Annotated in this window: 12 protein-coding genes; 6 read left to right on the forward strand and 6 right to left on the reverse strand. The window is 65.2% G+C overall.

From position 1 onward, the window contains the following. Window positions 1–10: 10 nt before the first annotated feature. Window positions 11–1,579, reverse strand: a complete 1,569-nt coding sequence (mqo, locus tag AB0366_RS12275; protein ID WP_366244164.1) for a malate dehydrogenase (quinone) — start codon at window positions 1,577–1,579, stop codon at window positions 11–13. A gap of 144 nt (window positions 1,580–1,723) precedes the next feature. Between mqo and AB0366_RS12280 the strand changes: the two genes are divergently transcribed. Both AB0366_RS12280 and mtr read left to right on the forward strand, forming a co-directional pair. Then, entirely contained in the window at window positions 1,724–2,764 is a 1,041-nt protein-coding gene (locus tag AB0366_RS12280) for an alpha/beta hydrolase (protein WP_366244165.1), read from the forward strand. Beyond that, window positions 2,761–4,146 carry a mycothione reductase gene (mtr, locus tag AB0366_RS12285; protein ID WP_366244166.1) on the forward strand — a complete coding sequence of 462 codons (1,386 nt, stop codon included), beginning with the start codon at window positions 2,761–2,763 and terminating at the stop codon, window positions 4,144–4,146. Before AB0366_RS12280 ends, mtr begins: the two co-directional genes overlap by 4 nt. Window positions 4,147–4,152: 6 nt before the next feature. On the opposite strand, the gene AB0366_RS12290 is transcribed toward mtr, so the two are convergent. Further along, window positions 4,153–4,719 (reverse strand): alpha/beta hydrolase, encoded by a 567-nt coding sequence (locus AB0366_RS12290; protein WP_366244167.1) that lies wholly within the window; start codon window positions 4,717–4,719, stop codon window positions 4,153–4,155. A gap of 106 nt (window positions 4,720–4,825) precedes the next feature. On the opposite strand from AB0366_RS12290, the gene AB0366_RS12295 reads away from it, so the two are divergent. From AB0366_RS12295 to AB0366_RS12305, 3 genes are read left to right on the forward strand one after another with little or no spacing between them, the layout of a single operon-like run. Beyond that, window positions 4,826–5,188 carry a GntR family transcriptional regulator gene (locus AB0366_RS12295; RefSeq protein ID WP_183130410.1) on the forward strand — a complete coding sequence of 121 codons (363 nt, stop codon included), beginning with the start codon at window positions 4,826–4,828 and terminating at the stop codon, window positions 5,186–5,188. Continuing rightward, window positions 5,185–6,108, forward strand: coding sequence for an ABC transporter ATP-binding protein (locus AB0366_RS12300; protein WP_366244168.1), 924 nt, complete (start codon window positions 5,185–5,187; stop codon window positions 6,106–6,108). Before AB0366_RS12295 ends, AB0366_RS12300 begins: the two co-directional genes overlap by 4 nt. Next, window positions 6,105–6,800 carry an ABC transporter permease gene (locus tag AB0366_RS12305; RefSeq protein ID WP_366244169.1) on the forward strand — a complete coding sequence of 232 codons (696 nt, stop codon included), beginning with the start codon at window positions 6,105–6,107 and terminating at the stop codon, window positions 6,798–6,800. Before AB0366_RS12300 ends, AB0366_RS12305 begins: the two co-directional genes overlap by 4 nt. Here the strand turns inward: AB0366_RS12305 and AB0366_RS12310 are convergent. Beyond that, the gene (locus AB0366_RS12310) at window positions 6,784–8,313 is read right to left on the reverse strand and encodes a cobyric acid synthase (protein WP_366244170.1); all 1,530 of its coding nucleotides are present in this window, start codon (window positions 8,311–8,313) and stop codon (window positions 6,784–6,786) included. The genes AB0366_RS12305 and AB0366_RS12310 overlap by 17 nt on opposite strands. A 37-nt stretch (window positions 8,314–8,350) precedes the next feature. After that, on the reverse strand, window positions 8,351–9,226 hold the full coding sequence (gene map, locus AB0366_RS12315) for a type I methionyl aminopeptidase (protein WP_366244171.1): 876 nt from the start codon (window positions 9,224–9,226) through the stop codon (window positions 8,351–8,353). Between the two features lie 138 nt (window positions 9,227–9,364). On the opposite strand from map, the gene AB0366_RS12320 reads away from it, so the two are divergent. Continuing rightward, a complete protein-coding gene (locus tag AB0366_RS12320) occupies window positions 9,365–10,237 on the forward strand; it encodes a LuxR C-terminal-related transcriptional regulator (protein WP_366244172.1) in 873 nt (290 codons plus the stop codon). Between the two features lie 22 nt (window positions 10,238–10,259). On the opposite strand, the gene AB0366_RS12325 is transcribed toward AB0366_RS12320, so the two are convergent. Then, window positions 10,260–12,074, reverse strand: coding sequence for a penicillin-binding transpeptidase domain-containing protein (locus tag AB0366_RS12325; protein ID WP_366244174.1), 1,815 nt, complete (start codon window positions 12,072–12,074; stop codon window positions 10,260–10,262). Window positions 12,075–12,156: 82 nt separating this feature from the next. Further along, window positions 12,157–12,993, reverse strand: a complete 837-nt coding sequence (locus tag AB0366_RS12330) for a GNAT family N-acetyltransferase (protein WP_366244176.1) — start codon at window positions 12,991–12,993, stop codon at window positions 12,157–12,159. Window positions 12,994–13,051 lie beyond the last annotated feature (58 nt).

Raw genomic sequence — 13,051 nt, forward strand, 5'->3', positions numbered from 1 at the left:
CCTTTTGCTATCACACACCCGTGGGCTGTGCGAGCTCACGCGTGTTTTCGAGTTCCAGTGTCTTCGACGTCCAGCCCCAGACCTCGTCGAACAACGAGCTGTTCTGCGCCAGCTTGACCCCGAGCGAGGGGACCATTTCCTTGAGCTTGGGCTGCCACGCGTCGTACTTGTCTCCGAAGCAACGCTGCAGCACGTCCAGCATGGCCGGAACAGCAGTGGAGGCACCGGGCGAGGCACCGAGCAGTCCCGCGATCGTGCCGTCCGCAGCGTTGACCACGGCGGTGCCGAATTCGAGCACCCCGCCGCGACCCTTCTTACGGATCACCTGGACGCGCTGACCCGCGGTGACGAGCTCCCAGTTCTCGCCGAGCACCGAGGGCGCGAACTCGCGCAGCGTCTCGACACGATCCGCCTGCGACTGAGCCAACTCACTGACCAGGTACTTGACGAGTCCGAGTTCGGTCACGCCGACTCCGAGCATCGACATCAGGTTGCCGGGCTTGACCGAGCTGGGCAGGTCGGTGATCTTGCCCTGCTTGAGGAACTTGGGCGACCAACCGGCGTACGGGCCGAACAGCAGACCCTGCTGGCCGTTGATCACGCGGGTGTCGAGGTGCGGCACCGACATCGGCGGAGCTCCGACCGACGCCTTGCCGTACACCTTGGCCGAATGCTGCTCGATCAGGGCCGGATCGGTGCACCGCAACCACTCGCCGCTGACCGGGAAGCCGCCGAATCCCTTGATCTCCGCGATCCCGGACTTCTGCAGCAGGTGCAGTGCGCCGCCGCCTGCACCGACGAACACGAACTTGGCGTTGACGGTCTTCTTCGCGCCGGTGCGCTGGTTGGCGACCTTGACGTCCCAGGTGCCGTCGGACTGCTTGGTGATGTTGCGCACATCGTGGCCGAAGTGCACGGTGCCGCCCGCGGACGACAGGTAGTTCAGCAGCTGCTTGGTGAGTGCGCCGAAATCGACGTCGGTGCCCTCCTGGCTCCAGTTCAGCGCCACCGGATCCGAGAAGTCACGGCCCTTGGCCATCAACGGCAGTCGCGCCGAGAACTCGTCCTTGGAGTCGATGTACTCCATGCCTGCGAACAGTGGGTTGCCCACGAGCGCCTCGTACCGAGCCCGGAGGTACTTCGCGTTCTCGGCCCCGTGCACGAAGCTCACGTGCGGAATGGGGTTGATGAAGTTCTTGGCGTCGGAGAGAACACCGGTCTCGATGCCGTGGGCCCAGAACTGACGCGACACCTGGAACTGCTCGTTGACGTTGAGCGCCTTGGCGATATCGACGCTGCCGTCCTTGTTCTGCGGCGTGTAGTTCAGCTCGCACAGTGCCGAGTGACCGGTGCCCGCGTTGTTCCACGCGTCGCTGCTCTCGGCCGCGGCCGCGTCGAGCCGCTCGTAGACGTCGATCGACCAGTTCGGCTCGAGCTGACGGAGCAGCGCACCGAGGGTGGCGCTCATGATTCCGGCACCGACCAGAACGACGTCGGTCTTGATCCGCTTACCCTGCTCATCTTTGGACACTGGAGAATCGACTTCCTTGTCTGTCGAGATCTCGGCCGGTGGCGGCATCGACCGAAGAACTCTGCTGTAGAGGGGCTACTCACCCGGTGCGGTCAGGTTACTAGCTGGGCCTACCCCATCGGACACCACGTCAACCCGGTCTCGATTGTGCTCCTCGGACGCCGTCCGCGGCGCCCACTACAGTTGTGATCTGTGACTACCTGGGTGCCCGATGTCCTCGGCGACGGCTACGAACAGACGACCATTCCACTCGGTGACGATCCGGACGGCGAGGGGCAGGTCGAGGCCACTCTCGTGCGGTATCAACCGTCGGGCGCTGCGAACTTCGAGCGCGCGGTGATCTACGTCCACGGTTTCACCGACTACTTCTTCCAGCGACACATCGCCGAGCACTTCGCGGAGAAGGGATACGCGTTCTACGCGCTGGACCTGCGTAAATGCGGACGCTCGCGCCGTGAGGGTCAGACCGCGCACTTCGTGACGGATCTGGGGATGTACGACACCGAGCTCAACGAGGCTCTCGCCCTGGTCCGCGCCGAACGCGCCGACGCCCCGGTGCTGCTCATGGCGCACTCGACGGGCGGGCTCGTACTGCCGCTCTGGCTGAACCGCCTCAACCGCCGAGAAGGCGGGTCCGCAGGCCTCGGCCTGGCAGGCGTGGTGCTCAACAGCCCGTGGTTCGACCTGCAGGGTCCGCCCGCCATTCGCAGCGTCGGCACCGCAGCGATCGACGTCATCGGCCGATTCCGGTCCAAGGCGCAGGTCCCCGGCGGCGGCCTCGACACCTACGGTCTGTCGCTCGCTGCGTCCGAGAAAGGCGAATGGGACTACGACCTCGACTGGAAGCCACTCGCCGGCTTCCCCATCACCTTCGGCTGGATCCGCGCCGTCCGCCACGGTCACGCCGAACTCCATCGCGGCCTCGACATCGGCATCCCCGCACTGATTCTGCGCTCGAAAGTGACGCACTTCTCACGCCGGTACAGCTCCGCCGTCGACGCCGCAGATGCCGTACTGGACGTTCGCCAGATCGCCCGCTGGGCCGGCTGCCTGGGTGACCGCACCACGATCGTGCCCATCGAGGGGGCCCGCCACGACGTCTTCCTGTCCACCGAGGCCCCACGAGCGCGGGCCTTCGAGGAAATGGACGAGTGGATCGACTGGTTGCATCGAAGCGAGAGCTCCGACCACGCGTCGGGCAAGGACCACACCGAGAGCGGGCACATTTCATGACCGAGCATTTCGACGTCGCGATCATCGGCTCCGGATCCGGCAACTCCATCGCCGATTCGCGCTTCGAGGACAAGAAGATCGCCCTGCTCGAAGAGAACTCGACCTTCGGCGGCACCTGCCTCAACGTCGGCTGCATTCCCACGAAGATGTTCGTCTACGCAGCCGAAGTCGCGCGGACGGTGCGTGATTCCGCGAAATACGGTGTCGACGCCCATGTGGACGCGGTGCGCTGGCCGGACATCGTCGACCGCGTCTTCGGCCGCATCGACCCCATCTCGGAGGGCGGCAAGCGTTACCGCGCCGAGGGCAGCCCCAATGTCACCCTGTTCGAGGGGCATGCCACCTTCGTCGGCCCGCGCACGATCGATACCGGCACGGGCACCGTCATCACCGCCGACCAGATCGTCATCGCTGCCGGATCCCGACCGGTGGTGCCGCAGTCCTTCGCCGATTCGGGCGTGAAGTACCACACCAACGGCGACGTGATGCGTCTGCGCGAGCTGCCCGAGCATCTGGTGATTCTCGGATCCGGTTACATCGCAGCGGAATTCGCGCACGTGTTCTCCGCCCTCGGCTCCAAGGTGTCGATCGTCGCCCGCAAGGACACCTTGCTCCGCGCGCTGGACGCCGACATCTCGCAGCGGTTCACCGATCTCGCCCGCGCCAAGTGGGACGTCCATCTCGACTCCGGTGAGACCCGGCCCGTGACCGACGGCACACTGCACGGAGTCGAACTGGCCGACGGCACCAAAGTCGTCGGCGACGCCTTCCTCATCGCTGTGGGCCGTGAGCCGAACGGTGACCGTCTCGGTCTGGACACGGCAGGCATCGACATGGACGACGAGGGACGCATCGTGGTGGACGAGTTCGGCCGCACCACCGCCGAGGGCGTGTTCGCTCTCGGCGACGTCTCGTCGCCCTACCAGCTCAAGCATGTGGCCAACCAGGAAGCACGAGTGGTTCAGCACAACCTGCTGCACGACGCGTGGCGCGGGGACACCGCCGCACTGCGCACCAACGACCACCGATTCGTTCCCGCGGCGGTGTTCACCGATCCGCAGATCGCCGAGGTGGGCATGACCGAGGATCAAGCCCGTGACGCGGGCCTGGACATCACCGTCAAGGTCCAGAACTACGGGGATGTCGCCTACGGCTGGGCGATGGAGGACAGCGAAGGTCTGTGCAAGATCATCGCCGAGAAGGTCACCGGGAAGATCCTCGGCGCGCACATCATCGGCGCTCAGGCACCGACCCTGATTCAGCCCCTCATCCAGGCGATGAGCTTCGGCCTGTCCGCCCAGGACATGGCCCGTGGCCAGTACTGGATTCACCCCGGCCTGCCCGAGGTTGTCGAGAACGCTCTGCTGGGACTCGACCTGTAGTTCCGGTCACCAGGGGCTGGTGCGGAGCACAATTTCCGTTGCCAGCGCGGCCGGCTCGTCGGCGACGACATTAGCGGCGCCGTCGAGCTGGACCACGCGGAAGTCCGAGTAGACGAACCGACCGCTCGCGTCGGCGGATGCGCGGCCCAGTGAGGAGCCGACGACCAGTGTCGTCGGCAACTCGACCGGGGGGCAGTCCGCGGCGCGCACGGTGCCCTGCTCGTCGGCGATCGCGGGGTGGCAACGGTTCACCGCGATCAGGCTGGCGAAGCGACCGAAGGTCTTGGCAGCCAGCGTCCAGGCCGACTCCGCACCCGCGCCGCTGCCGACGAGATGCACCCACGACAGCTTCAGCTCGTCCAGAACCGTCAGGATCGCGTCGTCGCTGACACCGTCGATGCTTTCCAGCGCAACGGTTTTCAGATCCGAATTGTGCAGCCGTTCACTGACGGCGTCGTACACATCCACCGGATCGCCTGCATCGGGAAGCAAGAGAACGGCGTGCCTGCTGTCCGGGCCTGCGACCCGCACCGAACATTGCCCACCCGCAGCACTCACATGCGTGAACTCCATGGGGACGACGGTACTGCCTCTTGCGCCGACCCCACATCGGTTCTATGGTTAGTTACATGAGTAATGAACCAACGAGGCGACCAACCTCGACGCATCGGCGGTGGTTCTGATGGACGAGGGCAGGCCGATCTTCCTGCAGATCGCCGAGATGGTCGAGAACTCCATCATCGACGGCTCCCTGGCAGAGGAAGAGCAGGTCCCCTCGACCAACGAACTGGCCGCGTTCCATCGAATCAACCCGGCCACCGCAGGCAAGGGACTCGCCAAGCTCGTCGCCGACGGCGTCGTCTACAAGAAACGAGGAATCGGAATGTTCGTCACCACAGGCGCTCGCGACGCTCTTCGATTCCGTCGCCGCGACCTCTTCGCTCGCCAGTACATCGACCCGCTCGTCACCGAGGCACGCAAGCTCGGCATGACCGTCGACGAACTCAAGACAATGCTCGACAACTGGGAGGCAGCGCGATGAGCATCCATGAATTCGATCCGACCGGCGAAGGTGTCCGCGTGGTCGCGTCGGCCCATCACCTGACCAAGAAGTTCGGCTCGTTCACCGCTGTCGACGACGTGAGCTTCGAGATCGAACAGAACAAGATCTACGGCTTTCTCGGCCGCAACGGCGCAGGCAAGACCACCGTCATGCAGATGATGACCGCGCAGATGCGCCAGAGCGCGGGCGAGGTCTCGATATTCGGGCACCATCCGTGGGAGAACCCGTTTCCACTGAGTCACGTGTGCTTCGTCAAGGAGAGCCAGAAGTACCCCGACGACTTGAAGGTCAAGCACGCCGTTTCGCATGCCTCGCACATTCTTCCGCACTGGGACAACGACTTCGCCGCCGAGTTGCTGCGCGACTTCGACCTGCCCCTCGGTCGCAAGATCAAGAAGCTCTCCCGCGGAATGACGTCGGCTCTGGGCATCGTCATCGGACTCGCATCTCGGGCACCGCTGACCTTATTCGACGAGCCGTATCTCGGACTGGACGCAGTCTCCCGACACCTGTTCTACGACAGATTGCTGGCCGACTACTCCGAAAATCCCAGGACGGTGATCCTGTCCACCCATCTCATCGACGAGGTCAGCGATCTGATCGAACACGTGATTCTCATCGACAAGGGAAAGATTCTGCTCGACGCCGACTCGGACGACCTACGCGAGAGCGCGTTCGAGATCACCGGACCGACGGGAGCCGTCGACTCGTTCGTCTCGGGCCATCGAACCCTGCATCGCACGGCACTCGGCGCGAGCGCTCGAGCCACGATCGACGGCCGACTGACCGACCGGCAGAAATCGGACGGTGCCGCAGGAGGGCTCACCATCGAACCGGTCCCGTTGCAGCAGTTGATCATCGAACGGACCACCGCCGACACCGAGGAGGCAGTGTCATGAAACGAATACTGAACGTCGCTCGAATCCACAACACCTCGTGGGCAACAACATTCGCCTGGCCGCTGGGCATACTCGCCATCGTGTTCGTTGTCACGTACGGCCTGTTCTCCGTCGTTCCGGACACCGAATCGGAATCGAATTTCACCGGCGGAGTCTTCGCTGTGTACGGTTTTGCCCTCGCCTTCTACCTCTCCGCCATCACGCAGGTCTTTCCGTACGCGCTGGGTTTGAGCATCACCCGGCGCGAATTCCTCTCGGCGACAGCGTTGGTGGGTATCGCACAATCCGTCGCGATCGGCACGATCATCTATGTGCTGTCGGCCGTCGAGTCCGCCACGGGTGGTTTCGGTAAGAAGATCCGAATGTTCGGAATCGCCCGCGCTGCCACCGACAATCCTGTGCTCCAATGGGCGGCCCTGGTGACCGGACTGCTGGTGATCGGCGGAATCGGCGCATTCATCGGCGTCGTCTATCGGCGGTACCGCGTCAATGGATTGTTCACCCTCGGGCTCGGTGCGCTCGTATTCTTCGGCGGCGGATCGATTCTCGTGACCTGGCAACAGTGGTGGCCGAACATCGGCAGCTTCTTCACCGACACCCCGCGCATACTTTTACTCGTGGTCATCCCCTTGGTCATCACCGCCGTGCTGTCCGTGGCCAGCTGGTTCGGCCTTCTCAAAGCAACTGCGTGACAATCTTTTTCGTCGCAGGATCGACGCCGTGCTCGATGAGGTCGAGCATGGCGTCGACGTCGAGGTTGTGCTCCACCAGATCGGCCAGCAGGTCCAACTGCTGCTCGCGCATCGCAGCGACCGATGTAGCGGGTGCCACCACGAAGCCGGCACGGCCCGATTTCTCTGCCACCCAGGTGAGGAACGAACGCCGGAAGTCGTCGGACTCGAGCAGGCCGTGCCAGTGGGTTCCCACGACACCGCCGCGCACACTGCCCTCCGGGCCACCCGACGCAGCAGCGAGAAGCGCATCGTCGCCGTTCCACACGACCCGGCCGTGGTGAATTTCGTAGCCCGACACGGAATTCGAGCCGAACTGTATCGATCGCCCCGTCACCTGCGCGAGCACTTTGTCGGCCGCGAACTCGACCGAAAGGTCGAGCAGACCGAGCCCCTGGACCGAACCGGCTCCGGATTCGACGGTGTCGTCGATCGTTCGACCCAACATCTGATACCCACCGCAGATCCCCAGAACCGGAAGTCCCGCTGCCCCGAGTGCCGCGATCGCATCGGCAAGACCGCTGCGCCGCAGCCACTCCAGATCCGACACGGTGGACTTGCTACCCGGAACGACCACCAGATCCACGTCCTCGAGCCGGGACGGTTCGGTGACCCAGTGCACCGACACCCCGGGCTCGCAGGCCAACGCCTCGACATCGGTGGTGTTGGAGATTCTCGGCAAACGCACCGCCGCGACGCGTAACCACTGCGAGCCGTGTGGTGGACGCGGACGCCCCACCGGAGCATCGGGGACGGTTCCGAGTGAATCCTCGGCGTCCATCCACAATCCGTCGGCGAAGGGGACGACACCGTACGTCGGCCGTCCGGTCAACGCGCGCAGCTGGTCGAGACCGGGTGCCAGCAGAGCGGGATCGCCGCGGAACTTGTTGATCACGAACCCGGCGACGAGCGCCTGATCCTGCGGAGACAGCACGGCCACGGTGCCGAACAGATGGGCCAGCACTCCCCCGCGATCGATATCCCCCACCACGATCACCGGCAGCGATGCCGCCGTCGCCAACCCCATGTTGGCCAAATCCGTGGCGCGCAGATTGATCTCGGCGGGCGAGCCCGCGCCCTCGCAGATCACCACGTCGAATTCTGCACGCAGAGAGGCCAATTCGTCCGCCACCACGGCGCGCAACGACTGCCGATGCTCGATGTAGTTGCTCGCGCTCACCTGCGCCACGGCCCGCCCCCGCACCACCAACTGCGACGTCCGGTCACTGCCCGGTTTCAGCAACACCGGATTGAACCGCACACTCGGCTCGAGACCACAGGCCGCCGCCTGCATCGCCTGGGCTCGACCGATCTCACCGCCGTCGAGCGTGACCACCGAATTGTTGGACATGTTCTGCGCCTTGAACGGAGCCACCCGCACGCCCCGCCGCGACAGCATCCGGCACAGCCCGGCGACCAACACACTCTTGCCCGCGTCGGACGTCGTCCCGGCGACCAACAGAGCGCCTTTCACGGCAGTATCAGATCTCGATTCGCTACGCAGGCTCCGCTCACGGCAGTGTCAGGATCTCGCTGCCCGTCTCGGTCACCACGAGCGTGTGCTCGAACTGCGCGGTCCACTTCTTGTCGTGCGTGACCACCGTCCAGCCGTCGTCCCACATCTCGGCGTTGATCGTGCCCAGGTTGATCATCGGTTCGATCGTGAACGTCATCCCCGGTTCGATGACGGTGTCCACCGACGGCTGGTCGTAGTGCAGCACGACGAGACCGTTGTGGAAGGTGGTACCAATGCCGTGGCCGGTGAAGTCCTCCACCACGCCGTAGCCGAACCGGTGCGCATACGACTCGATGACGCGGCCGATCACGTTCAGCGCGCGACCCGGCTTGACCGCCTTGATGGCACGCATGGTGGCCTCGTGGGTGCGCTCGACCAGCAGGCGGGCTTCCTCGGAGACGTTGCCGGCCAGGAAGGTTGCGTTGGTGTCGCCGTGGACGCCGTCGATGTACGCGGTGACGTCGATGTTGACGATGTCGCCGTCCTGGATCACCGTGGAATCCGGGATGCCGTGGCAGATGACCTCGTTGAGGGAGGTGCAGCAGGACTTCGGAAACCCCTTGTAGCCCAACGTGGACGGGTATGCGCCGTGATCGATCATGTACTCGTGGGCAATGCGGTCCAGCTCGTCGGTGGTGACTCCCGGCGCCACCGCCCGGCCCGCTTCCTGCAGCGCCCTCGCCGCGATCTTCGACGCCACCCGCATCTTCTCGATGACCTCGGGGGTCTGGACCCAGGGCTCGCTACCCTCAGCCACGGTCGACTTCCACGCGTATTCGGGGCGCTCGATCGACTTCGGCACCGGAAGGACGGGCGATACGACGCCTGGTACGAGTGGCTGACGGGGCTTGCTCTCGGCGGTCACAGACATGGCGTCCAGAGTAGTCGGCTCGTATTGGGCCCCGAACCGCAGCGCGGTGCCCGTACCAGTCGAAACATCGCACGCCGGTGCGGATATGATCTGGATCACGTTCGTCGCTCGTGCAACCGACACGAGAAAGGAAGCATCGTGGTCCATTCGAATCTGTTGCGGCCCCGTGACGGTGATGCCCTGCGCGCCGAGCTGCGCCAGGTGGCAGCGACGTCCGACGTGCCCGTCGTGTTCGGCGGCGAGGTCTCCTCGGAGACCCTGTACCTGAGTGAGTTCCACGGAACCAGAACCCGCGGCCTGGACGGACTCGCCATCCCACCCAGATCCGGCCTCGGCGGACGGGTCATGGAACAGCGCAGGCCCGCGGCCGTGAGCGATTACGGCGCATCGATGTCGATCACCCATCACTTCGATCGACCGGTGCTCGGTGAGGGCCTCAAGTCGATACTGGCAGTACCGGTGGTCGTGGCCGGAGTCGCGCGCATAGTGATGTACGCGGCGCTACGCGAACGCGGCCCACTAGGAGATCGTGTCGGCGACATCATGACGACCGCAGCCAGGCGGCTCGGCCAGGAGATCTCCGTGCGTGACGAGGTCGACCGCAGGATCCGTCTGCTGGCGACGACCCGGTCGATGCTCGACTCGGATGTCTCGCGTGCGGCCGAGCTGCGCAGCGTCCACGAGGAACTGTCCGATCTGGCCCGGTCGATCGGCGACGCATCGATCAGGCGCAGACTCGACGCAGTCGCCGCGCGTGTGGCCGCGTCACTCGGTCAGGAGCTACCCCGCGACCCGCGGTCCCAGGAAGTCTCGCAATCGTTGACGCCACGCGAGATCGACGTCATCGCGCAGGTTGCGTTGGGCTGCACCAACATCGAGGTCGCTGCGCGCCTGTCGATCGGTGCCGAGACGGTCAAGTCGTACCTGCGCAGTGTGATGCGCAAAACCGATTCGCACACCCGATACGAAGCCGTGGTGGCGTGCCGCCGACTCGGCGTTCTGCCTTCCTGAACCACGCGCCGCCGCAGCGCGGTCAGTAACCCGGCGGCAGTTGCTCGAACATCTCTCGGGTCACCGCGACCGCGTTGTCCGAGCTGCCGCCGCGCACCACGAGGGTGGCGAAAGCGATGTCTCCGCGATAGCCGACGAACCACGAGTGCGAACCGCCGTCGACCTCCGCTTCACCGGTCTTTCCGTAGACCTCGCCCTGGTCTGCGATGCGTTCGGCCGTGCCGCTGGTGACCACCGAACGCATCATCCCGCGCAGTCCGTCCACCATCGCCGGTTCGATCGGCGGATGGTCTCCGTCGATCACGGTGTCGCGTCCGACCAGGAGGTTCGGCACCGGCGTCGAGCCATGAGCCACCGTCGCGGCGGCCAGGGCCATACCGAACGTCGACACGACCACTCGGCCCTGACCGAAGCCGTCCTCGGTGCGCTGGACGAGCTCTTCGGCCGGTGGCACCGAACCGGAATCGGTCGGCAATCCGACGACGTCGTAGTCCGGGCCGACACCGAACTGAGAGGCCGCGACGGTCAATGCGTCGGGGGCCATCTCGCTGGCCAGCTTGGCGAACGAGGTGTTGCACGATCGGGTGAACGCAGTGCTCATCGTCACGTCACCCAGTGCGAACTCGTTGTAGTTGGGCACGCTGCGCTCGCCGATCACGATCCGCCCCGGACACGGAACAGTACTGCCCGGAGTCGCGAGTCCGCTCGAGATGGCGGCACCGGCGGTGACGATCTTGAACGTCGATCCGGGTGGGTACAGACCGGCCGACGCGACCGGCCCGTCCCGATCGGCTGCCGGGTTCTGTGCCACCGCCAGGATGGCACCGGTCGACGGCTGGATGACCACCGTCATCGCCTGCTCGGTGCGCGCATTCACCGCTCGCTGTGCCGCGACCTGAATGTTGCGATCGAGACTGATCGAGAACGACGGAGAGGGCTCCGGCGGGGTATCGGTGAGGACATCGATGTCGACGCCGTTGCGGTTCGTGGTCACCACGCTCCACCCCGCCTTGCCGTCGACCTCGTCGATGACGGCCTTCTTGACCTGGCCCACCAGGTCCGGCGCGAACGTGGGGTCGGTGGACACCAGATCCGATTCGTCGGACGCGGTGACTCCAGGGATCTCGGTCAGTGCGGCCGAGATGGGCTGGTAGTCACTGTCTCGAAGCAGGACCACCGGGTAGTCGCCGTCGACCGAGGTGGCGGACTCGACGATGGACTGCGCGGTGATGGACGCATCGAAGGGCGTCAGCAACGTCGATAGCGCCGTCGCCGAGGCCACCACGTTGTTCGCATTCGCCGCGTCGAACTTGATTCGGTGCACCACCCCGGGCACCAGCACGTCGGTGCCGGAGCGCTCGTTGACTCGTGCACGCGGTGCCGCTGTGGACCGCAAGGACATCGTCTGGGTGTCGCCGAGCTTGGGATGGATGTCCGACGCCGTCCAGCGCACCACCCACTCCCCCTCGCTGCGGCCCATGTTCAGTTGACCGTCGTACGTCCACACCCGATCCTTCGGAAGCTGCCAGGTGTAGGTGTAGCCGACCGTGGCAGTGTCCCCCTGGACCTGCACCGACGTCGTCTCGGCTTCCAGAGCCTCGGCCTGGAGATTGGTCCACGCCTCGGTGAGTGCCGTGGCCGCCGCGTCGGGCTTGTCGGTGTCCGCGGCCGCGGCGGCGATGTCGTTGGCCTCGAATGCGGCGAGAAATGCCTGAGCGGCCGGCTCCGGGCCGTCGGGCTTGGGGGTACATCCGGTGAGGGCGGCAGCAATGACGGCTGCGACCACCGATACCGCTCCGACTCGATACCGCACTTCGGTTGCACCACGTGATCTCATTGCGCCCCATCGTAATAGGGCGCTGCCTTCGGCTGCCGCAACGAATCGCGGTTCGCCGCAACCCGATCGAGCGACGCTCGAGCTAGTCGAGGAGCACCGTCGTGAAGGTCGCCACCTGGGTCAGGCCGATCTTCGCGTATGCGCGCCGAGCGACGTAGTTAAAACTGTTGACGTACAGGCTGGCTGTGCGGCTCTGGCGGACCACCGAGTTCACCACCGCCGCGGTACCGGACGCACCGAGACCGTGCCCGCGCCGATCGGGATGAACCCATACTCCCTGGATCTGCCCCACGGTCGCCGACTGCGATCCGATCTCGGCCTTGAACACCACCCGACCGTCCTCGAATCTAGCCCACGCACGCTGCGCGGCAATCAGACTCGAGATCCGTCGCCGGTATCCGCGGCCGCCGTCGTTCTGTCTCGGGTCGACTCCGACCTCCTCGATGAACATCGCCACTGCCGCAGTCAGATACACGTCCAGTTCCTCGGGCCGAACGAGGCGTACGTGCGGATCGGGCGTGATGGACGATCGAACCGACGTGGCCAGCAGCGGCTGCTCACCGCGAACCTCGCGGGCGGGCCCCCAGTCGGTCTCGAGCATCTCCCACAGCGGCAATGTCAGTTCGGCTCGACCGACCAGCGACGAACACAGCCGTGGGCCGCGGCACGCACGATCGGCGAACGACCGCAGATCGTCACTCGATCCGAGCAGCGGAACGAGGTTGGCACCGTAGAAACACAACGACTCGTCCGGTCCGCCCCGGCTCCACATCTCCCCGTGGAACGACCTCGGATCCAGTCCGGATTCCTGCACCCGGGCGGCGACCATGCAGGTAGCAACCGGGTCGGCGTCGAGCACCCGCAGAACATGCGCAACGTCCCGATTACCGAGAGGCTTCGCACCGAGGAGCTTGAGCACCTACCGACCTCCTGACCCACCTACCGCATACACACCGACCGAGCGTGTACCGAATCAT

It is taken from the genome of Rhodococcus sp. NPDC076796 (genome assembly GCF_040702765.1).
Lineage (GTDB): Bacteria > Actinomycetota > Actinomycetes > Mycobacteriales > Mycobacteriaceae > Rhodococcoides.